The organism is Streptomyces sp. NRRL S-31 (assembly GCF_000718775.1).
GTDB lineage: Bacteria > Actinomycetota > Actinomycetes > Streptomycetales > Streptomycetaceae > Streptomyces.
The window spans coordinates 21,639-43,269 of sequence record NZ_JOCB01000028.1; the positions used below are offsets into that span (position 1 = coordinate 21,639).

General features: G+C 73.9%; 20 protein-coding genes and 2 pseudogenes. 14 read left to right on the forward strand and 8 right to left on the reverse strand.

Features of this window, described 5'->3' with window-relative positions; translation table 11 throughout:
• The first annotated feature begins 258 nt into the window (after positions 1-258).
• The 12 genes and pseudogenes from IF37_RS0113620 to IF37_RS0113670 all read left to right on the forward strand — a co-directional run bounded on the left by IF37_RS0113620 (position 259) and on the right by IF37_RS0113670 (position 9,671).
• The gene (locus tag IF37_RS0113620) at positions 259-654 is read left to right on the forward strand and encodes a helix-turn-helix domain-containing protein (RefSeq protein WP_030741337.1); all 396 of its coding nucleotides are present in this window, start codon (positions 259-261) and stop codon (positions 652-654) included.
• Positions 655-827: 173 nt separating this feature from the next.
• Positions 828-1,310: a VOC family protein gene (locus IF37_RS0113625; protein WP_030741339.1), complete on the forward strand. Its 483-nt coding sequence runs from the start codon at positions 828-830 to the stop codon at positions 1,308-1,310.
• Between the two features lie 238 nt (positions 1,311-1,548).
• Positions 1,549-2,343 carry a VOC family protein gene (locus IF37_RS0113630; RefSeq protein WP_037856466.1) on the forward strand — a complete coding sequence of 265 codons (795 nt, stop codon included), beginning with the start codon at positions 1,549-1,551 and terminating at the stop codon, positions 2,341-2,343.
• A 34-nt stretch (positions 2,344-2,377) separates the two neighbouring features.
• On the forward strand, positions 2,378-3,076 hold the full coding sequence (locus tag IF37_RS0113635; RefSeq protein ID WP_030741344.1) for a ribonuclease H: 699 nt from the start codon (positions 2,378-2,380) through the stop codon (positions 3,074-3,076).
• Positions 3,077-3,215: 139 nt separating this feature from the next.
• Positions 3,216-4,553: an FAD-dependent monooxygenase gene (locus IF37_RS0113640; RefSeq protein ID WP_106981774.1), complete on the forward strand. Its 1,338-nt coding sequence runs from the start codon at positions 3,216-3,218 to the stop codon at positions 4,551-4,553.
• Positions 4,554-4,603: 50 nt separating this feature from the next.
• Complete coding sequence (locus IF37_RS0113645) at positions 4,604-5,425, forward strand: lipase family protein (RefSeq protein WP_030741350.1); 822 nt, start codon at positions 4,604-4,606, stop codon at positions 5,423-5,425.
• Between the two features lie 99 nt (positions 5,426-5,524).
• Complete coding sequence (locus IF37_RS0113650; RefSeq protein WP_030741353.1) at positions 5,525-6,994, forward strand: MFS transporter; 1,470 nt, start codon at positions 5,525-5,527, stop codon at positions 6,992-6,994.
• Entirely contained in the window at positions 6,991-7,596 is a 606-nt protein-coding gene (locus IF37_RS0113655; protein ID WP_030741356.1) for a TetR family transcriptional regulator, read from the forward strand. The genes IF37_RS0113650 and IF37_RS0113655 overlap by 4 nt, the downstream gene beginning before the upstream one ends.
• Before the next feature lie 50 nt (positions 7,597-7,646).
• A pseudogene (locus IF37_RS46360) lies at positions 7,647-7,763 on the forward strand (LysR family transcriptional regulator); the annotation flags it as partial.
• 43 nt (positions 7,764-7,806) lie between these two features.
• The gene (locus IF37_RS0113660; protein WP_253915753.1) at positions 7,807-8,058 is read left to right on the forward strand and encodes a hypothetical protein; all 252 of its coding nucleotides are present in this window, start codon (positions 7,807-7,809) and stop codon (positions 8,056-8,058) included.
• 70 nt (positions 8,059-8,128) lie between these two features.
• Entirely contained in the window at positions 8,129-9,112 is a 984-nt protein-coding gene (locus IF37_RS0113665) for an aldo/keto reductase (protein ID WP_030741362.1), read from the forward strand.
• A 64-nt stretch (positions 9,113-9,176) separates the two neighbouring features.
• Complete coding sequence (locus IF37_RS0113670) at positions 9,177-9,671, forward strand: DUF6328 family protein (protein ID WP_030741365.1); 495 nt, start codon at positions 9,177-9,179, stop codon at positions 9,669-9,671.
• 3 nt (positions 9,672-9,674) lie between these two features.
• On the opposite strand, the gene IF37_RS0113675 is transcribed toward IF37_RS0113670, so the two are convergent.
• The 8 genes and pseudogenes from IF37_RS0113675 to IF37_RS0113710 all read right to left on the reverse strand — a co-directional run bounded on the left by IF37_RS0113675 (position 9,675) and on the right by IF37_RS0113710 (position 18,163).
• Positions 9,675-10,301 (reverse strand): DUF2238 domain-containing protein, encoded by a 627-nt coding sequence (locus IF37_RS0113675; RefSeq protein WP_030741367.1) that lies wholly within the window; start codon positions 10,299-10,301, stop codon positions 9,675-9,677.
• 120 nt (positions 10,302-10,421) lie between these two features.
• Positions 10,422-10,847: an SsgA family sporulation/cell division regulator gene (locus IF37_RS0113680; protein WP_030741370.1), complete on the reverse strand. Its 426-nt coding sequence runs from the start codon at positions 10,845-10,847 to the stop codon at positions 10,422-10,424.
• Between the two features lie 103 nt (positions 10,848-10,950).
• Positions 10,951-11,922: an LLM class F420-dependent oxidoreductase gene (locus IF37_RS0113685; RefSeq protein WP_030741372.1), complete on the reverse strand. Its 972-nt coding sequence runs from the start codon at positions 11,920-11,922 to the stop codon at positions 10,951-10,953.
• 903 nt (positions 11,923-12,825) lie between these two features.
• Positions 12,826-13,784, reverse strand: a pseudogene (locus IF37_RS39350) (threonine/serine dehydratase).
• 100 nt (positions 13,785-13,884) lie between these two features.
• On the reverse strand, positions 13,885-14,910 hold the full coding sequence (locus IF37_RS0113695; protein WP_030741375.1) for a polyprenyl synthetase family protein: 1,026 nt from the start codon (positions 14,908-14,910) through the stop codon (positions 13,885-13,887).
• Positions 14,907-15,947 (reverse strand): tetratricopeptide repeat protein, encoded by a 1,041-nt coding sequence (locus IF37_RS0113700; protein WP_030741376.1) that lies wholly within the window; start codon positions 15,945-15,947, stop codon positions 14,907-14,909. Before IF37_RS0113700 ends, IF37_RS0113695 begins: the two co-directional genes overlap by 4 nt.
• A 151-nt stretch (positions 15,948-16,098) precedes the next feature.
• The gene (locus IF37_RS0113705; RefSeq protein WP_030741380.1) at positions 16,099-16,776 is read right to left on the reverse strand and encodes an AIM24 family protein; all 678 of its coding nucleotides are present in this window, start codon (positions 16,774-16,776) and stop codon (positions 16,099-16,101) included.
• A 154-nt stretch (positions 16,777-16,930) separates the two neighbouring features.
• Entirely contained in the window at positions 16,931-18,163 is a 1,233-nt protein-coding gene (locus tag IF37_RS0113710) for a serine hydrolase (RefSeq protein ID WP_030741383.1), read from the reverse strand.
• A gap of 334 nt (positions 18,164-18,497) precedes the next feature.
• On the opposite strand from IF37_RS0113710, the gene IF37_RS0113715 reads away from it, so the two are divergent.
• Together IF37_RS0113715 and IF37_RS0113720 are read left to right on the forward strand one after the other, a co-directional pair.
• Positions 18,498-20,252, forward strand: a complete 1,755-nt coding sequence (locus IF37_RS0113715) for a M4 family metallopeptidase (RefSeq protein ID WP_079165722.1) — start codon at positions 18,498-18,500, stop codon at positions 20,250-20,252.
• Between the two features lie 155 nt (positions 20,253-20,407).
• Entirely contained in the window at positions 20,408-21,613 is a 1,206-nt protein-coding gene (locus tag IF37_RS0113720; protein ID WP_030741388.1) for an ROK family transcriptional regulator, read from the forward strand.
• Positions 21,614-21,631 lie beyond the last annotated feature (18 nt).

Below are 21,631 nucleotides of genomic sequence, written 5' to 3' on the forward strand. Positions count from 1 at the left end.
CACGAAAGTCACGGTTCGACGTGTGCCCAGGCGGCGCCCGTGCAGGCGCCGTGCCCTGCGGGTACCCACCCGAGTCCGGGTCATGCCTCCCGCCGAGCCGTTCACCGCGCGAGTACCCCCGGTGACGCGGCGCATGCGTCCGGCGCGCCGCGCCCGGCCGGCCGCAGACGGCCCCCCGGGGCCGGATTACCCTCAGGGCGCAACGCCGTGCCCTTGCGTGTCCTTGCCTCACGGCGCCCCGCTCCTAGGCTGTGGGAAATGACCGACCCGGTGAGTGACCAAGCCCGAGTGATCCCCCTGCGCCCGGCGTCCGCCCGCCCGGACGCGCCCGCCCCGGGGCCCCGCGCCCGGGAGCCGCTGTGGCGGGACCTGATCGGCGAGGTGCTGCGCCGCGAGCGGCGGGCACAGGGGCGCACGCTCAAGGACGTGGCCGAGACCGCCAGGATCTCGTTGCCCTACCTCTCGGAGATCGAGCGCGGACGCAAGGAGGCGTCCTCCGAGGTGCTGGCCGCCGCGGCGCACGCGCTCGGCCTGGGCCTCGGGGACCTGCTCTCGCGGGCGCACGGCGAACTGGCCCGGCGCGCGGCCGAGCGGCGCCGGGCCACCGCCGTCCCGCACCGGTCGTACCGAGGGCTCAGTCTGGCCGCCGCCTGAACCGGTCGCCGTACCCCGCTCGTACCGCGGGCACCGCCCCCGCTGCCTCGGGCGCCCGGCCCCCTGCCCACCGTCCGGAAGAACCGGCGGCCGAAGCGATGAGTTTCGCGGCGGGGCACGGTCCACCCCCATGACCGTGCCCCACACCCCGCTCCACGCCCCGGGAGGCGCCCATGACCACCGACGGACTCATCACCTGCCTCTGGTTCGACGGCCGTGCGGAGGAGGCCGCGCACCACTATGTCTCCGTCTTCAAGGACGCGAGCATCGGGCGGACCGTCCGGTGGCCCGAGTCCGGGCCCGGCCCGGCGGGCTCGGTGCTCACCGTCGAGTTCACCGCCAACGGCCAGCGGTTCGTCGCGCTCAACGGCGGCCCCGAGTTCACCTTCAACGAGGCGGTCTCCTTCCAGATCCTCTGCGCCGACCAGCAGGAGATCGACCACTACTGGGCCGGGCTCACCGAGAACGGCGGCGAGGGCGGCCCGTGCGGCTGGCTCAAGGACCGGTTCGGCGTCTCCTGGCAGGTCGTCTACGCGCCGCTGCTCGACATGATCGCCGACCCCGACCCGGAGCGGGCCGCGCGCGCCACCCGGGCCATGATGGCCATGGGGAAGCTGGACGCCACGGCGCTGGAGAAGGCGTACGCGGGGGAGTAGCGGTGCGGCGGTTCCCGTGAGGTGTCCCGGACGGCGGCGGACGGCGGCGGGCGGCGGCGGGCGGCTACGGGGGGGGCAGACGGCGGGTGCCGGCCCACGAACGGATCCGCTGCCCGACCGCACCGCCGCCCGTCCGGACCGCGCGCCCGTCCGGATCGCCGTCCGGCCCGGCGCGCGGTCCGCAGGCCGGATGACTAGCGTGAAAAACGGGGCACACCACCTCAGGAGGGTCGCCAGCATGGCCGTGCAACCCGAAGGAACGCCCTGTTGGGCCGATGCGATGTTCAGCGACGTCGACGGAGCCAAGCGGTTCTACGGCGACGTCCTCGGCTGGACCTTCGGCGAGTCGTCGTCGGAGTACGGCAACTACACACAGGCCTACGCGGACGGCAAGGCGGTCGCGGCGGTCGTCCCGCCCATGCCCGGCCAGGAGGGCCAGTCGCAGTGGTGCCTCTACCTCGCCTCGCCGGACGCCGCGGCCACCGCGGAGAAGATCCGCGACAACGGCGGCGAGGTGCTGCTGGAGCCGATGCGGGTCGGCGACTTCGGCACGATGTGCCTGGCCCGGGAGCCCAGCGGCGCCGTCTTCGGCGTGTGGCAGGCGGGCACCCACGAGGGCTTCGAGGCGACGGCCACGCCCGGCGTCTACTGCTGGGCCGAGGTCTTCACCAGGGAGCCGGAACAGGCGGACCCCTTCTTCTGCGCCGTCTTCCCGTACCGGATGAAGGAGATCGCGGACGAGGCGGTGGACTTCCGTATGTTCGGCATCGGTGAGGACACCGTCCTCGGCCGGATGCGGATGACCGACGACTTCCCTCCCGAGGTGCCCTCGTACATCAACGTCTACTTCACCGTCGAGGACTGCGACGCGGCCGTGGACCGGGCCGTCAAGCTCGGCGGGATCCTCCGCTTCGGGCCGATGAGCAGCCCCTTCGGCCGGTTCGCGGCACTCGCCGACCCGCAGGGCGCGAATCTCTCGGTGATCGACATCACGACCACCGAGGGCGAGATGCCGCAGGTCACGGACGTCTGAGCGGTGCCGGAACGGCCCTCTCCACGACCATGGCATGATCGGGCGCATGGGTGAACGTGTGGTGGCCGCGTGCGACGGGGCTTCGAAGGGAAACCCCGGGCCGGCCGGATGGGCATGGGTGGTCTCGGACGACGACGAGCGGACCCCGGCCCGCTGGGAGGCGGGCCCGCTCGGCCGGGCCACCAACAACGTCGCCGAGCTGACGGCCCTGGAACGGCTGCTCACGGCCGTCGACCCGGAGGTGCCGCTGGAGATCCGGATGGACTCCCAGTACGCGATGAAGGCCGTCACCACCTGGCTGCCCGGCTGGAAGCGCAACGGCTGGAAGACCTCGGCCGGCAAGCCCGTCGCCAACCAGGACCTGGTGGTCCGCATCGACGAACTCCTCGGCGGCCGGTCCGTCGAGTTCCGCTACGTGCCCGCCCACCAGGTCGACGGCGACCCGCTGAACGACTTCGCCGACCGCGCGGCCAGCCAGGCGGCCTCCGTCCAGGAAGCGGCCGGCAGCCGACTCGGCTCACCGGAGCCCCCGCCGTCCCCCGACACCCCGGCGGCGGCCGGGGCGCCGCGCCGGAAGGCGCCCCGCCGCACCGGCGGCGGCGCTTCCTCCCGCACCATCAAGGCGAAGTTCCCCGGCCGCTGCCCGTGCGGCCGGTCCTACGCGGCCGGCGAGAAGATCGCCAAGAACGCGCAGGGCTGGGGCCACCCGGAGTGCCGTACCACCGACGCCTGAGTCAGGCGTCGCCTCGTCCCGTCCGGTCGCGGTCCGTCCGGGTGGCCCGGCTCACCGCGCCCGGCCGACGCGGTCTGACGGACCGCCACCCCTGCTACCCTCCGATGCCGATCGACCACGTCGGGTGACTGTCAGGGGTGTGCGGGTGAAGGTCGTCTGTGTCGGGGGCGGGCCCGCGGGCCTCTGCCTCGCCGTCCTGCTCAAGCGGCAGGACCCCGCCCACGACGTCACCGTCCACGAACGCGACCCGGAGGGCTCCACCTACGGCTGGGGCGTGACCTACTGGCGCGGCCTCCTCGACCGGCTCCGGGAGCACGACCCGGAGACGGCCCGGGAGGTCGAGGCCCACTCCGTGCGCTGGTACGAGGGCGTCGCGCATGTGGGCGGAGCGACCACCCGGCACCGCGGCGACGAGGGCTTCGGGATCGGCCGGCATCGGCTGCTCGCCCTGCTCGCCGGCCGGGCCCGCGCCCTCGGTGTCCGCCTGGAGTACGGGAGCACGCTGACGGAGCCGCCCGCCGGCGCGGACCTCGTCGTCGCGGCCGACGGCGCGCACAGCGCCCTGCGCGCCCGCCACGCCGACCACTTCGGCACCCTGACCACCCCGGGCCGCAACCACTACGTCTGGCTCGGCACCACCAAGGTCTTCGACGCCTTCACCTTCGCCTTCACCGAGACCGGCCATGGCTGGATCTGGGCCTACGGCTACGGGTACAGCGGCGAGCGCAGCACCGTCGTGGTCGAGTGTGCCCAGGAGACCTTCACCGGGCTCGGCCTGGACCGGACGGACGCGCACGACGCCCTCGCCCCCCTGGAGGAACTCTTCGCCGGCGTCCTCGACGGCCACCCCCTCATCGCCCGTCCCGGCGCCTCCTGGCAGCGCTTCCGCACCCTCACCAACCGCAGCTGGCACCACGGCAACCTGGTCCTGCTCGGCGACGCCGCCCACACCACCCACTACTCCATCGGCGCCGGCACCACGCTCGCCCTGGAGGACGCCATGTGCCTCGCCGACGCCCTGCGCGACCACCGCACCCTGCCCGGCGCCCTCGCCGCCTACGAGCACCGGCGCCGCGGCGAGCTGCTGTCCGCGCAGAGCGCCGCCCGCTACAGCGCCCGGTGGTACGAGGACCTGCCCCGCTACATCCACCTGCCCCCGCACCGGATGTTCGCCCTGCTCGGCCAGCGCCACTCACCGCTGCTGCCGTACGTACCGCCGCAGCTGTACTACGGCCTGGACAAGGCGGCCGGACAGCTGGAGCCGCTGCGCAGGCTCAAGCGCTGGCTCGGCCCGCGCGCCGCCCGCGCCCTGCACGCCCGCACCATGGGTGCCCCCGCCCTGCACGCCCGCACCATGGGTGCCCCCGCCATGGGTGCCCCCGCCATGGGTGCCGGCGCCATGGACGCCCACACCATGGGCGTCCGCGCCATGGACACCGACGCCACGGATGCCCGCGCCACCGACGGCCGGCGCTGACCCGGCCCGGCCGCACACCCCCCACCAGCTCCGCACCGAAGGAGTCCGCCATGGCCGTACCCGTCGAGTTCGACCACACCTCCACCGGCTACAGCCTCGAGCGCGCCTACTGGCTGGCCCGCGCGGCCGAACTGGCCTACAAGGACGAGGCCGCCATCGGCGAACAGGCCGCCCAGTGGGGCTTCGAGGAGGTCCGGCACCACCGGACCCGCTTCACCCCGCCCTTCCCGCTCCAGGACACCCAGGCCTACACCCTGGCGAGCGACCGCGTGATCGTCACCGCGTTCCGCGGCACCGAACCCGCCCAGATCAAGGACTGGCTGTCCGACGCCACCACCCCGCCCCGGCCCGGCCCCGGCGGCAACGGCTACGTCCACCGCGGCTTCGCCGAGGCACTGGAGTCCGTCTACCCGGCCGTCCAGGACACGCTCGCCGAACTGCGCACTGACGGCCAGGCCGTCTACCTCACGGGGCACAGCCTCGGCGGGGCGCTCGCCATGCTGGCCGGCGCCCGCCTCTATCTGGAGGAGCCGTACCTGGCCGCGGACGGCGTGTACACCTACGGCCAGCCCCGCACCTGCGACCGGCTGCTCGCGGAGGCGTTCCACAAGGGCTTCGGCGGCCGGATGTACCGCTTCGTCAACAACAACGACATCGTCCCGCAGCTCCCGCCGGAGCCCGCCTACACCCACGTCCGGGCACTGCGCTACTTCGACTCGAGGGGCAGGCTGCACGAGTCCATGCCGGTCCTGTCGGCACTGGGCGACCGGGCCAGGGGCCTGACCGCGGACCCCTTCGCGCCCGCCTCCGACGGCATCCGCGACCACTTCATGCACCACTACCTCGCCGCCCTGGAGCAGAACCTGGCCTGAACCGGCACCCGTACGGGTCACCGGCGTTGGTGAACAGCCATTCACCCGATAAGGTGAATTACTATTCACCTCGTACCCGAGCCGCCCGCAGGAGCGCCGATGGACCAGCCGGCCCCCATATCCCCGCCGGGACCGCGTGACCGGCTCACCATCCCGGTGCTGGCCTCGGGCGGCATCCTCATGGCGGTCATGCAGACCGTCGTCGTCCCCCTGCTGCCCGACCTGCCCCGGCTCACCGGCGCCTCGGCCGCCGCCGTCTCCTGGACCGTCACCGCCACCCTGCTCTCCGGCGCGGTCCTCACCCCCGTGCTCGGCCGGGCCGGCGACATGTACGGCAAGCGCCGGGTGCTCATCGCCGCGCTCGCCCTGATGACCGTCGGCTCGGTCATGTGCGCGCTCTCCTCGGACATCGGCGTGCTCATCACCGCCCGCGCGCTCCAGGGCGCCGCCGCCTCCGTCGTCCCGCTCTCCATCAGCATCCTGCGCGACGAACTCCCGCCCGAGCGCCGGGGCTCGGCGGTGGCGCTGATGAGTTCCACCGTCGGCATCGGTGCCGCACTCGGTCTGCCGCTCGCCGCGCTGGTCGTCCAGTACGCCGACTGGCACACCATGTTCTGGCTCACCAGCGCCCTCGGCGCCCTGGGCACCGCGGCGACCTGGTGGGCGGTGAAGGAGTCGCCGGTGCGCGAGTCCGGACGGTTCGACGTCCTCGGCGCGCTCGGCCTCGCCGCCGCACTGGTCTGCCTGCTCCTCGGCGTCTCCCAGGGCGGCGTCTGGGGCTGGGGCAGCGCACGGGTCCTCGGGCTGTTCGCCGCCGCCGGCACCGTCCTCGCCCTGTGGTGGTGGCAGCAACTGCGCACCCCGCGACCGCTGGTCGACCTCCGGCTGGTCACCCGGCCGCGGGTGGGCCTGTCCCATGTGGCGGCGCTGCTCACCGGCTTCGCCTTCTACGCCAACTCCCTGGTCACCGCCCAACTGGTACAGGCGCCGAAGGCCACCGGGTACGGCCTCGGCCTGTCCATCGTCGCCACCGGCCTCTGCCTGCTGCCCGGCGGCGTCACCATGCTGCTGTTCTCCCCGCTGTCGGCCCGCATCTCCGCCTCGCGCGGCCCGCGGATCACGCTCGCGCTGGGCGCCGCCGTCATCGCCTGCGGGTACGCGCTGCGCATCGCCGACAGCCGCGACCTGTGGATGATCATCCTGGGCGCCACCGTGGTCGCCACCGGCACCACCCTCGCCTACTCCGCGCTGCCGACCCTGGTCCTGCGCGCCGTACCGGCTGCCCAGACCGCGTCCGCCAACGGCGTCAACGTCCTCATGCGCACCATCGGCCAGGCCGTCTCCAGCGCGGCCGTCGCCGCCGTCCTCGTCCACCACAGCAGCCCCCTCGGCGGTGTCCCCGTGCCCACCCTGCACGGCTACCAGCTGGCCTTCGCCATGGCGGGCGTCATCGCCCTCGCCGCCTGCGCGGCGGCCCTGACCATCCCCGGCGACGACTCCTCCCGCCCCACCCGGCGCGCCCGGGGCGCCACCCGCGGCGCCCGCGACGAGGCGCTGGAGGGAGCATGAGGACCATGACCACGCCACCCGGTCAGGCGCCCGCCCCCGCACGCCGGGACGCCGAAGCCACCAAGACCGCCATCCTGAAGGCCGCCCGCTTCCTGCTGGCCCGGCACGCGCACGCCGACATCACCCTGAAGGCCGTCGCCGAGCGCGCCGGTGTCAGCCCGCCGCTGATCCTGAAGTACTTCGGGAACAAGGAGGCCCTGTTCGCCCGGGTGATGTCCTTCGACACCGACGCCGACGACCTGCTGGACGCTCCGCTGGACGGCCTCGGCCGGCACATGGTCCGGCACGTCCTGGCCAGCCAGCGCGAGCGGGGCGCCGATCCGCTGCTGCGCATCGCCTTTGCCCCGCTGCACGGCGACCACGGCGACGTGCTGCGCGCCAACTTCCGCGCCCAGGTCACCGAACGCCTCGCCGCCCGGCTCACCGGTCCGGACGCGGGCCTGCGCGCCGAACTCGCCGTCGCCGCCGTCGTCGGTCTCGGCGTGATGTACGGCATCGCCCGCGGCCCGCACGTGCGCGAAGCCGACGCCGACGCCGTCGCCGACCGCTACGGTCCCGCCGTCCAGGCGCAGCTGACCCCCCGCGGCCCCGGCACGTCCTGAGACGCCCCCGCCGGCCGTCGCCGCCGCCCCGCGGACCGCGAGACCAGCACATCAGCCGGGCCGCGGCGGAACTCCGGGTCGCCCAGCCGTCGGTGAGCCGCACCGTCATCCGGCCGGAGGCCGGACTCGGCACGCCGCTCGAGCGCCGGGGCCGCCGGATACGGCTCGACGCGCACGGCACCGCCTTCCCGGCGGAAACCGGAGGAACTGCTGCCGGGCCACCCCGCCGTCGCCCAGTGCGCGGTCTTCGGCAGCCGGGACGGCGAGTCCGTGGAACACACGCACGCCGCCGTGGTGCCGGCCGCCGGGCAGCGGCCCACGCTCGACGGGATCCGGGACTCCGTCACCACCCGCGAGGGACGCCCCTACGCGCCGGACGCGCTGCGCCCGGTGCCGGCCATCCCGCTGACGGCGGCGGGCAGACCGGACAAGCGGCTGCCGCGGTCCCGGCTGTCCGACTGAGCCGCGCCCCCGGACCGCAACGGCCCGGGGCGGCGCGGCGGGGTCCGGCGCCGGATGACAGACTGGCGCCATGGACGAACGCGTATTCGGCAGGTCGGGTCAGTGGGCATCGGTCGTCGGGCTCGGCACGTGGCAGCTCGGTGCCGACTGGGGCGAGGTGGACGCCAAGGAGGCGCTGGCCGTGCTGGAGACGGCGGCCGAGGCCGGGGTCACCTTCTTCGACACGGCCGACGTGTACGGCGACGGGCGCAGCGAGGACACCATCGCCTCCTTCCTGCGCGGCCGTCCCGACCTGCACGTCCTGGTGGCCACCAAGATGGGCCGCCGGGTCGAACAGATCCCGGAGAACTACGTACTGGACAACTTTCGCGAGTGGAACGACCGCTCGCGCCGCAACCTCGGCGTCGACCGCGTCGACCTGGTGCAGCTGCACTGCCCGCCCAGCGCGGTCTACTCCTCGGACGAGGTCTTCGACGCCCTGGACACCCTGGTCGAGGAGGAGCGCGTCGCCGCGTACGGCGTGAGCGTGGAGACCTGCGCACAGGCGCTCGCCGCGATCGCCCGGCCCAACGTGGCGAGCGTGCAGATCATCCTCAACCCGTTCCGCATGAAGCCCCTGCACGAGGTGCTGCCCGCCGCCCGGGAGGCCGGCGTCGGCATCATCGCGCGCGTGCCGCTCGCCTCCGGGCTGCTCTCCGGCAAGTACACGAAGGACACCGTGTTCGCGGCCGACGACCACCGCACCTTCAACCGGCACGGCGAGGCCTTCGACCAGGGCGAGACCTTCTCCGGCGTCGACTACGCCACCGGCATCGAGGCCGCCGCCGAGTTCGCCGCGCTCGCCCCCGAGGGGTACACCCCGGCCCAGCTCGCGCTGCGCTGGATCGTCGAGCAGGACGGCGTGACCACCGTCATCCCCGGTGCGCGCAACCCCGGGCAGGCCCGGGCCAACGCCACCGCCGTCAAGCTGCCGCCGCTGCCCGAGGAGACCTTCACCGCGATCCGCGAGCTGTACGACCGTCGGATCAAGGATCAGGTCGAGCACCGCTGGTAGGCGCGCCGGACGGCGCGGAACGCTCGACCGTTTGAACGAACGGCCGGGCGGTTACACGCACCGCATGACGGAGGCAGGGCGGCGCACAGGACGTGACGAGACCGAGGAGGAGCGGGCCGACCGGATGTGGGTCGAGCTCATCCAGGAGGTCCGGGTGGCCCAGACAGGGGTACAGATCCTGTTCGGCTTCCTGCTGACCGTCGTCTTCCAGCCGAAGTACGGCCGGCTGCCCACCGCCGACCAGGTGATCTACATCGTGACCGTCGTCATGGGCGCCTGCGCCACGGGCGCCCTGATCGGCCCGGTCTCCCTGCACCGCCTGGTCTCCGGCCGCCGGGTCAAGCCGCAGGCGGTCCGGCTGGCCGCCCGGATGACGCTGGTCGGCCTGGCCCTGCTGCTGGCCACGATGGCCTCGTCCCTGCTGCTGATCCTCCGCGTCGCCACGCACGACAGCTATGTGCCCTACCTGGTGGCGGCGGTCGTCACCTGGTACGTCGTGGGCTGGTACGTCCTGCCGCTGTGGGCCCGCCACAGGTACACGTCCGGGCCGAAGGACTGATCCCTACCGGAGGCCGCGGGACGGGGCCGCATCGTCCGCCAGGGCGCGGAGCTGACGGTCGTGCACCCGGCTGAGCAGCAGCAGGGAGAGCACGGCGCCGATCAGCGCGCAGAACATGTCCCACTGGGTGTCCCACACGTCGCCCTGGGCGGCGAGGAACGCGTCGGCGCCGTGTCCGCCGATCTCGGCCGCCAGCCACTCCAGCAGCTCGAAGCAGGCGCTGAAGGCCAGGCAGGCGCAGACGGTGAGCGGCGCCAGCCAGCGGCTGCCGCGCAACGGCGAGGTGCGGCTGAGCAGTTCACGGACCAGCACGGCCGGGACGAAGCCCTGCATCAGATGCCCGAAACGGTCGTACGGATTGCGCTCCAGGCCGAGGCCGTCGCGCACCCAGTCGCCCACCGGGACCTGCGCGTACGTGTAGTGCCCGCCGACCGCGAGGACCAGCGCGTGCGCGGCCAGCAGCCCGCACAGCAGCCCCGTCAGCGGGAAGCGCCGCCACGCCAGCACCGCCAGGGGCAGGCCGGCCAGCGCCCACACGGTCTCCAGGAACCAGGTGGTGCGGTCCCGGGCCCCGACCGCCGACACGGCCAGCCCCACGGCGACCACGCCGGCGAAGAGGGCGGGCGGCACACGGCGCGGCGCCGGGAGCGGGGCGGGGTGTGCTGCGGTCACGGCGGGGCTCCTTGCCTCGGGGCGTCGTAGGGCCCCATCGTGGCGCCGGCCCCCGGGCACCGGCATGAGTACGGCTACTCAGCCCGCCGAGAGGATCTCCGCCAGCAACTCGTCCACCGCGACGTGCTCCTGACCCTGTGGCACCACCTGGTAGGTCTCCCGCAGGAACGCCGTCACCGCGGGCGCCCAGGCGAACACCACCGCCCGGTGCCGGGTGCCGTCCGGCCGGGTGTCGCCGAGGAACTCCATGCGCAGCTCGTGCCACGGACCGGTGGCCTCCGGCCGCATCCGTACGTCACCGATGCCGACCGGCCCGGCCAGGGCGGCGGAGAGCATCTCGCGGTCCAGCCGCCAGCTGGCCAGCACATGACCGTCGTGGGCGAAGACGGCGGTCACGGCGAACGGGTCGTCGGCGTCGTAACCCAGGTGGGCCAGGACCGGACAGCGTCCGGTGCCGGGCGCGAGGAGCTGCACCACCAGGGTCTTGTGCAGATGCGAGTTCACGCGGGGGCCTCCGGCAACAATCGGCGTAGGGACCTCTAGTACCCCCACAGCGCCGGGGATGCTCACCCGTGGGGCTGATTCGCGCGGGCCGCCGCGGCCGGGCTCAGCCGAACGCCTCCCTCAGCGCCGGCAGCAGGGTCTTCTCCGACCAGCTCAGGAACTCCCGCTGCGCGTCCCCGCCGATCTGCACCAGGGCCACCTCCCCGAACCCGGCCTCGGCGTAGGGCCGTACGGCCTCCACGAAGGCGTCGGGGTCGTCCCCGCACGGGATGGAGGCGGCGACGTCGTCCTCCGTCACGAACTGGGTCGCGGCCTCGAAGGAGTCGGGGTGCGGCAGTTCGGCGTTCACCTTCCAGCCCAGGCCGAACCAGCGGAACTGGGAGTGGGCGCGCTTGACGGCCGTGGCCCGGTCGGGGTCGTAGCAGACCGGCAGCTGTCCCACCCGGGGCTTGCCGCTGCCGCCGTGCCGGTCGAAGGACTCCAGCAGGCCCGCTTTCGGCTCGGTCGCGATCACCAGGTCGGCGAGGTGTCCGGCGAGCTTGCACGACTGCTCGCCGGAGACGGCGATGCCGATCGGCGGTGCCTGCTCCGGCAGGTCCCACAGCCGGGCCGACTCCACGTCGTAGTGCTGCCCGTGGTGGGTGACATGGCCGCCCTCGAACAGCGCCCGGATGATCTCCACGGCCTCTTCCAGCATCTCGTGACGGACGTCGACCGGGGGCCAGCCGCCGCCCACGACGTGCTCGTTCAGGTTCTCGCCGGCGCCGAGCCCGAGCCGGAACCTGCCCTCCGACAGCAGCTGCACGGTGGCCGCCTTCTGCGCCACGATCGCCGGGTGGTAGCGCAGGATGGGGCAGGTGACGTAGGTCATCAGCGGGATCCGCGAGGTGGCCTGGGCGGCGGCGCCCAGCACACTCCACGCGTACGAGGCGTGCCCCTGCGCGCGCAGCCACGGGAAGTAGTGGTCGGAGATCACCGAGAAGTCGAAACCCGCCTCCTCGGCTCCCACCGCGTGGTTCACCAGGTCCCGGGGGCCGGCCTGCTCCGTCATCATCGTGTATCCGATTTGCACCATAAGGAGGGAGTCCCCGGCTCGCCGGGAGGGAAACGGCCGACGGAGGTCGGTCTTCCGGTGCCCGAAGGGTGCGCGGTTACGCCCGCGGTGCCGCCCGGCGCCGGTGGGCGGTGGCCCGGCGGCCTCGCCGGACCCGGCTCGGCGTGGTCCGGCCGGAGGACCACCGGACCGGGGACGCCGCGCCCGCCGTGGGGCACGAGGGAGCACGCCGGGGAGTACGGCGAGCCCGGGTACGGTGCCGCAGCGGCCTGAGGCGGCCCGGTGGGCGCCGGTGCCCCGCGCGGGGGCGGGCAGCCGGGCAGCGCCTCCGGTGCGCCGCCCGGCGAGGACGGCCGGGACGGTGACCGGGGTGGGGGAGTCCTTGCCGGACAGCGCGCCGACCGCCTCAGCCGCCCTCCCCGCCGCGCCGGCCGCCAACGCGGGCACCGCGGCGGCCGGGTCCGGGTCGGGGTCGGGGTGCGGGTTCGGGTTCGGGTTCGGGTCGGGTTCCGGGTCCAGATTCGGGCCGGGGTCCGGCTCCGGGTCGGGGTTCGGGTTCGGGGTTCGGCTGCCAGTGGCCGGTTCGCATCGGTGTCCCCGCTCGGTGGCCGGGTCGGCACCCGTCCGGCGCCTCGCGGACGGATGCTTCGGTCCGGTCGCCGGCCTGTGGACGGCGGCCGGACTCGGATGGTCCGGAGACGCGGCAAGGTGCCGTCCCGGGAGCCGGTAGCCCCGGCGACCGGGCCGGGTGCGCGGACGTGTGCCTCGGCCGTGGTCGCCTCGCGCCGGACCCCTGCCCGGACTGCCCCGAGTACGGCCGCCGCACCCTGGTGCAGTGTCCGGCGAACCGTCGCGTTCAGGGCCCTTCCCGCCCGGTGTCCGCACGCGTCCGTGCGCACCCGGTGCCGGTCCGCCCGCCCCGGCTCACCCCAGCCCGAACCGGTCGGCCCAGCCGATGAGTTCCCGGGGTGTGGTGTTGCCGCCGCACACCACGAGCCCGATCCGGGCGCCGTCCCCGACCCGCGCGGCCACCTGCCGGGCCGCCGGCAGCAGACAGCCCGCGGCCGGCTCGGCCCACACCTTGGCGTGCTCGGCGAGGTCCAGACAGCCCTGCACCGCCTCCCGGTCCGGCACCACCAGGACGTCCTCGACCAGCGCGGACACCAGGTCGTACGTCAGCTGTGACACCGACGGCGGGCTCAACGTGGTGACCAGCGAGGACAAGGGCACCGGGACCGGACCGCCCGCCTTGAGCGCCTCGGACATCGTCTCCGCGCCCTCGGTCTCCACGCCCCACACGCGCACCCCCGGACGCCGGGCGCGCAGGGCCGCCGCGACGCCGGCGATCAGACCGCCGCCGCCCACGCTGACGACGACGTCCGTCAACGCGCCCGCGTCCTCGGCGAGTTCCAGCCCGACGGTGCCCTGTCCGGCGACCACCAACGGATCGTCGAACGGGTGGACCAGGGTCAGGCCCTCGTCCCGCAGCCGCGTCACCAGCTCGAAGCGCTGTCCATGCCGTCGGTCAGCCGCACCGACGCCCCGGCGTCCCCGGCGAGCGCGATGGAGCGGGCGGGCGCCGTGCGCGGCATGACCACGGTGGCCTTCACGTCGAGGGCCCCCGCCATCACCGCCACCGCGATCCCGTGGTTGCCGCCGCTGACCGCGACCACGCCCGCCGCCCGCTCCGCCTCGCTCAGCGACAGCAGCTTCGCCGTCGCCCCGCGTGCCTTGAACGAACCGGTGCGCTGGAGCAGTTCGAGCTTGGTGGTGACCGGGACGCCGAGCAGCGCGCCGAGGCCGGGGCTCGGCACCGTCGGCGTCCGTACGACGTGCGGGGCGATCCGCCCGGCGGCGGCTTCGATGTCCGAGATGTCGATCACGGTGCCTCATCCTTCCGGCACGGATCGGGAACCGTGCCGGAACGCACCTTGACCCGCCGGGCGGGCGGCGGTCAACGCCGTTCTGGATCTCGGAGCGGGGCTACAGCGAGCGGCCCACCAGGAACTCCAGCAGCAGATCCAGCTCGCCGGCGGCCCCCGGGGCCAGGGACGCGGCGCCGAACAGGTCCCGCGCGGCGGCCGTCCGGGCCCGGGCCTCGGCCAGCGCCGCCGTCCGGCCGCCCGCCGCCTCGACCAGCGCGGCGGCCTCCCGCGCGTGCTCGGCGCTCCCGAGCAGCGCCGGCAGCCGGCGGGCCGCCGGGGAGGCCAGCGCGGCCAGCACCGGGAAGGTCTTCTTCCCCTCCCGCAGGTCACCGCCCACCGGTTTGCCGGTGACGGCCGGATCGCCCCAGATGCCGAGCACATCGTCGACCAGCTGGAAGGCGACCCCGAGGTGCCGCCCGGCCCGGTCCAGCGCCGCCACCGTGTCCCGGGGCGCGCCGCCGAGGGCCGCGCCCAGCGCCAGGGCGCAGCCCAGCAGCGCGCCGGTCTTGCCCTCCGCCATCGCCCGGTACTCCCGCGCCGTCACCCGCTGCGGACCGGTCCAGGGCCGGGCGGCGAACAGCAGGTCGTCGGCCTGCCCGCGCACCAGGTCGGCGAGGGCCGCGGAGAGCTGCCGGACCGCGCCGGGACCCTCGGGCGCGGCGGCCACGGCGTCCACGGCCAGCGCGAACAGGGCGTCCCCGGCGAGGACGGCCGGGCCGGTGCCGTACGCCTGCCACACGGCGGGGCGGCGGCGCCGGGTCGCGTCGCCGTCCATGATGTCGTCGTGCAACAGCGAGAAGGCGTGCACCAGCTCCACCGCGACCGCGGCCGGGACACCCCGCCGCCCGTCGGCGCCCGCCGCCTCGGCGCCGAGGACGGCCAGCGCCTGCCGCACGCCCTTGCCGCCCGGCGCGGTGGCGGGTGCCCCGCCGACCTCGCACCAGCCGAAGGAGTACGCGGCCATCTCGGCCACCCAGGGGTGCAGCCGCTCCACCGCCTCGCGCAGCCGGGGCCGTACCAGCTCCCGGCAGCGGGCGAGGACGGGCGGCGCGGACCCGCGCACCGGCGAGGTGAGCGCCGTCACCGTACGGCCTCCGCTTCCGGGCAGAACTCCCGCTGGGCCCGGGCGACCATCTCCCGGGCGTGCCGCAGTCCGCCGCGCTCCAGCGTCCGGGCCAGATCGGCGAGTTCGGCGGCGGTCTCGGCGCGGTCGCGGCCGAGGCGGGCGAGACACTTGGCGAGGCCCAGCCGGGACAGCGCCTCGCCGCGCGGCTCGCTCATCGTGCGGAACTCGGACAGCGCCAGCTCGTACCGGTCGCGGGCCTCGGCGTACCGGCCCGCGCGGTACAGGACGTTGCCCTGCATCTTGTGGTTGTAGGCGAGCGCGCTGGAGAGGTTCATCTCCCGGCAGGTCGCCTCCGCCTCGGCGAGCAGTTCCAGGGCCCGCTCGGTGGCGCCGTCGCGCACCGAGAGGACGTCCGCGAGGCCGCGCAGCGCCCAGGCGTGGCCGCGCCGGTCGTCGGCCCGGCCGGCTATCTCCGCCGCCTCTTCGAACAGGGCGTACGCCCGGTCGTACGCGCCGGTGTTGCGGTGCATCTGGGCGATGCCCTCCAGGGCCCACACGGTGTGCCGGGCCTCGCCCCGCTCGCGGGCCTCGGCCAGCAGGCGTTCGTGCAGCCGTCCGACGGCCGCGTAGTCGCCCTGGATCCGCCCGGTCTCCGCGAGGCCGGCCAGCGAGTAGCCGCGCACGACGACGTCCCCGCCGCGCTCGCCGAGTTCGGCCGCGAGTCCGAGCAGCCGCCAGGCCAGCGGGAACGCCCCGCGCTGCCGGGCCAGCGTGCCTCCGCTCCACAGCGCCCACGCCATCGCGGCGGTGTCGCCGGCCTCCCGGGCGGCGCGGTAACTCGCCTTCCAGGCCCGGTCGGCCTCCTGGACATGGCCGAGCCGCCGGTGTGCCTCGGCGACGGCGAGCCCGCAGCGCGCCGCCTCGTCGGGGCGTCCCGCCCGCTCGGCCTCGCGCAGCCGCTCGGTGCCCTCGGCCAGCACGTCCACCAGCGAGGAGTTCACGGAGAGGGTGGTCAGGGTGCCCTGGTACTCCGGGGCGAAAGCCTTGCCGTACATGCGTACCCTTCTATACACGGAGTGTATACATGTCGTGTATAGCGTCTCGAGAAGATGCCCCGGCCGAAGCGGCCGGGGCCCGGTCTGTCGTCGATCAAGACGTCGGTACGGCGCCGGGGGTTGCCCGCGGGTACGGATCAGATGTGAGGCTTCAGTGCTGCTGGGCCTTCTGGGGCGTCAGCTCGCTCGGCCGCACCACGACGAACCCCTCGCCCTGGAGCATCAGTTGCACCGCCTCGCCGGAACCGCCGCGCAGCATCGAGCCGATGGACTGCGACCGGTGCAGCGAGGTCTGGAGGTGTGCGGTCCAGCCCACCACCGCGTCCGTGTCGACGTACACCGGCGCCTGCGCGGACACCGGGATGACCAGCGGGTTGCCCTCGCAGACCAGACCGAGCCGGCCCTGCCCGCTGAACACGCTGTTGAACAGGCCGCCGCCGGCGATGCCCGACCCCTTCACGGTCTTGATCTCGTACGACAGCGAGGCGTCGAAACACAGGACGTTGCGGCCGTTGACCGTGAACTGGTCGCCGTGCTCGACCTCGACGATGAAGCAGTTCTGCGCCTCGTGCGCGAACCATGCCTCGCCCTGCCCGCGCACCGCCATCAGGGGCAGCCCCTCGCCGGTGACCGCGCGCTTGAGCATGCCGCCGACGCCCTGGCCCTTGCGCTCGAACCGCAGGTCGCCGCGGTAGGCGACCATCGCGCCCTGCCGGGCGTACATCTCGCCGTTCACCGCGTACTTGACGCACTTGGCGTTCTCGACGGACATTCCCGGCTCGACGGCCGGCCGCACCACGTGCTGACTGGAAAAGAGATCACCCTTCATACGGGGCATGGTGTCCCGGACGACGGCATTCCGCCAAGATCACGGAAGGTACCGGTTCGGCCACCGGGCGACCGCGCCCCGGGGACGTCGGGCGCCCCCTGCTCCCCGTCCGCCCCCGTCCCCTTTCGCGTCTCCGCTCACGCCCCCTTCCCGCCTACGCTCCCGTCGCCTCTCGCGTCCTTGCCCCCGTCGCCTTCCCCGCGCGCGCCCCCGACTTCGCCCCCGACTTCGCTGCGGTCTTCGGCTTCCCGCAGAACGCCGACTCCAGGGCGCCCGCCAGGGTGTTCAGCACCTTCGCGTTGTTCGAGGTGTTCACCATGGCGGTGAGGCTCCGCCCGCCGTCCTTCGTCGCGAACGCGTACGTGTAGTAGCCCTGCACCGCCCCCGTGTGCCCGTACACCGACGTCCCGCACGACAGGACGCGCCGCCGCAGCCCGAGCCCGTACGCCGTCGTGCCGGTCACCTTGGTGAACCGCTCCATCTCCGCGAGCCGCGCGGCGGACATCAGCTTCCCCTTGAGCAGCGCGCCGTAGAAGACGTCGAGGTCGCGCGCGCTGGAGATGACCGCCCCCGCGCTCTGGGCCCACGAGACCGTCTGCGCGGTCGCGTCGACCAGGGGCGCGCCCGCCCTGTCGGGGGTCAGGTAGCCGCGGGCGTGCCGGCCCGGGATCGCGGTGTCCGGGTGCACGTAGAACGTGTCGCGCAGCTTCAGCGGCTCGATGACGCGCCGCTGGTACGCGGTCCGCACCGGCTTCCCGGTGAGCTTCTCGATGAGCAGCCCGGCGACGACGAAGTTGGTGTTGGAGTACGCGTAGGCGGCGCCGGGCGCGTTGGTGCGGGGCTTCCTCAGCGAGAGGGCGACCAACTGCCGGTAGGTGAAGACCTTCTTCCGGACCGCCTCGAAGCCGGCGACACTGTCGGCGAACAGGTCGTCGGTGTAGTCGTACAGGCCGCTGCGGTGACTCAGCACATGACGGACCGTGATCCGGTCGTCCGGCAGCAGGCCCGGCAGGTAGCGGTTGACCGGCGCGTCGAGCGCGAGCCGGTGCTCGTCGACGAGCTGGAGCAGCACGACGGCCGAGAAGGTCTTGGTGACGCTGCCGATCCGGAACCGGTCGTCCGCGGAGACGGCCCGCCCGGTGCCGCGGTCGGCCACACCGCGGGTGACCCGGTAGGTCCGGCCGTGGTCGTCGATCCGGGCCAGGGCACCGGGCGCGCCCTGCCTCACCGCCGACCGCAGCACCGCGGCGAGGCCCGCCGTGTCGGGTGCCGGGAGCGCCGCCGCCGGTGCGTGCGGCTCGCCGGCCACCGCCCGCGCCGGGACCGCGAGGAGTGACAGCGCCACCGCTCCGAGTACCGCTGTCCGCCCCACCGTTGCTGAGACCATCCCGTATCCACTCCCGTCGCCCGGACTTCTGATGCGATATCGGTCACATTCCGCCCTGGGAACCTAGGGGATGCAGGCGGCGTCTCCCCAGCCGACACACAGTCGGTCATCCCGTGATCACCCTGTGGCTTTCGTACGTAAAGGATTGCCATAGAAGTTCGCGAAATGGATCATTCCGGCTTTACGTGTCCATGACTGATCCGTAAAGGTTACCCCTCGGGGCGAGAACAGCCCCCATGGCGCCCAAGGGCGACATGTCTCAAGGCGGTTCGCACTCCTGCCGCCTTCGAACGAAGGAATCCTGATCAGATTGCGTAGACCGCACATACGTACCGTGGCGGTTGCCGTCGCGGTGGCGACGGCTGCCACGGGCCTGGCCGGTACGGCTCTCGCGGCTCCCTCCCAGGGGACGGGGCGGTCCGCCGCGACCGCCGCCCCGGACTCCTCGGTGGTGGTGGGGGCGGCGCGCGCCGCGGCCTTCGCCCACGCCTCGGCGACCGGCGTCTCCCAGGGCGACGAACTGCACGCCCGGGACGTCATGATCGACCCCGAGGGCGCCCGGCACGTCCGCTTCGTCCGCACCCACGACGGCCTCCCGGTGCTCGGTGGCGACCTCGTCGTCCACCTCGGCCGCACACTCGGCTACACGGGCGTGACCCGCGCGGCCGACCACACGGTCAAGCCCGCCGCCAAGGCCAGGCTGACCGCCGGCCAGGCCGCCGCCAAGGCCGCCAAGGCCGCCAAGGGCGAGGCGGCCGGCGCCCGGCTCGTGGTGGACGCCCGGGGCGGCGCCTCGGCCCTCGCCTACCAGGTCACCGTCACCGACAAGGACACCTCCCGCACGGTCGTCGTCGACGCGGTCACCGGCAAGGTGCGCAGCAACACGCCGAACCGTGACGAGTTCCTGTCCCCGAAGCTGATCGAGGCCCTGCGCGAGCGCGGCGAGACCATCGACCCGGCCACCGGCTCCGCCTCCGCCGCGTCCGGTCTGGTCGGCTCGGCCGCCTCCGGCGCCACGACCTACCCGTCGGCCGCCAAGGGCACCGGCAAGACCCTCTTCGTGGGCACCGTCGGTCTGACCACCACGCAGACCTCGAGCGGCCACTACCAGCTCAAGGACCCGAACCGGTACGGCACCGAGACGCGGGACGCCAAGGGCTCGTACACGGAGAAGTTCAGCGCCGGCACGAAGTTCACCAACACGACCAACGTGTGGGGCAACGGCGCGACCAGCAGCCGGGTCAGCGCCGCCGCCGACGCCCAGTACGGCATCACGAAGACGCTCGACTTCTACAAGAGCACCTTCCAGCGCAAGGGCATCGCGAACAACAGCAAGCCCGCGCAGGCGATGGTGCACTGGGGCAAGAAGGTCGCCAACGCCTTCTGGGACCCCACCTGCAACTGCATGCTGTACGGCGACGGCGACGGCCAGATGTTCAAGAAGCCGCTCGTGGTCCTCGACGTCACCGGTCACGAGCTGACCCACGGCGTGGTGGAGGCGACCGCCGACCTCCAGCCGACCATCGTCGACTCCGACGGCAACCAGTACGGCGAGCCGGGCTCGCTGAACGAGTCCCTCGCGGACATCTTCGGCTCGAACGTCGAGTTCTACGCCAAGAACGCGAAGGACACCCCGGACTACCTCGTCGGGGAGAAGCTGGGCCTCGCGCAGAAGTTCCTGCGCCGCCTGGACCACCCCTCGCTGGACAAGCTCGAGGGCACCATCGACTACTGGTCCGCGGACACCTACTACACCGAGGTGCACGCAGGCTCCGGAGTCTCCTCGCACGCCTACTACCTCCTCGCCGAGGGCAGCGGCAAGAAGACGATCGGCACCGTCACCTACAACTCGCCGACCTACCACAACGTCACGGTCAAGGGCATCGGCCGCACCAAGGCCACCGCCATCTACTACCGTGCGCTCACCCGCTACATGGTCTCCAGCACCGACTTCCACCAGGCGCGCACCGCGACGCTGAAGGCGGCCAAGGACCTGTACGGCGCGACCAGCACCGAGTACAAGACGGTCGACGCGTCGTGGGCCGCGGTCAACGTGACCGCCGCCAACACGCCGCGCGCCCGCCACTGACGAAACGCCGGCACACGGCGGTACCACCGGATGCCCCGCCCCGTGCGGGGCATCCGCGTGTCCGGGACCGCGCGCGGACGTGGGGCCGGCCGCCTCCGTAACAGCCGCCGCTTTTTTTATTGACAGCGGAAAATAAGACCCCTAGGTTCCCGGCCATGCGTCCGACCCCGCACGCCGAGACGTTCCCGGCGCACACGCCGGCCGCCGCCCAGGTGTTCACGGCGGTGCTCTCCCACGGCCCGCTGACCCGTCTGGAGGCGGGCCGCCGGGCGGGGCTGTCCCCGGCCGCCGTGACCAAGGCCGTACGCCCCCTGCTGGCCGCCGGCTACCTGGCGGAGGACGCCGGATCGGGGCAGGGCGGCGGTGAGGACGCCCGCCCCGCCCTCGGCCGGCCCGCCGGGCTGATCCGGGTCAACGGCGAACGCGCCCTGTTCGCCGGGGTGAAGGTGACCGGCGACGAGGTGATCGCCGTGCTGACCGACCTGTGCTGCCGGGTCCGGCTGGCCCGCCGCGCCCCCCTGCCGGACCGGGCCGCCGGGCCCGCACTGGCCGCCATCGCCGCCCTGGTCCGCCAACTCCTGGCCCACGCCGCCGAGTCGGACGCCCCGGTGGCCGGCCTCGGCATCGCCGTCTCGGGGGACGTCGACCGCGCCGAGGGGGTGGTGCGCTACTCGCCCTTCCTCGACTGGCGGGACGTGCCGCTGGCCCGGCTCGCCGCGGCCGCCTGCGGGCTGCCGGTCACCGTCGACAACGACGTACGCGCGCTCACCGTGGCCGAGCAGTGGTTCGGTGCGGGCGCCGGGCTGCGCGACTTCGCCGTGGTGACCGTCGGCGCCGGCATCGGGTGCGGACTGGTGGTGCACGGCCGGGTGGTCGCCGGAGCCCACGGCGTGGCGGGGGAGATCGGGCACCTCGTCGCCGACCCCGCCGGACCCCGGTGCCACTGCGGCAACCGCGGCTGTCTGGAGGCCGTCGCCGGGGAGGCCGCGATCGTCGCCCGCGTCCGCGCGGTCACCGGACGCCCGGTCGCCGACGGCCCGGAGGCGGCGGCCCTGGCCCACCAGGGGGTGCCGGGCGTCCGCGAGGTCTACGCCCGGGCGGGGGCCGCCATCGGCCGGGGCATCGCCGCAGTCGCCAATCTGTTCGGCCCCGAACGCGTGATCATCTCCGGCGAGGGACTGGACGCCCACGACCTCTTCGCGGCGCACATCCGGGAGGCGTTCGGCACGGCCGCCTTCGGCTCCGCCGCCCGGTGCGACGTGCGGACCCGCCCGCTGCCCTTCGAGGAATGGGCGCGCGGCGCAGCCGCCGTCGCCATCCAGACCTTCATCACCCCCGACCCCAGCAGCGGAAAGGGCTGATCCGGCCCGACCCGAACC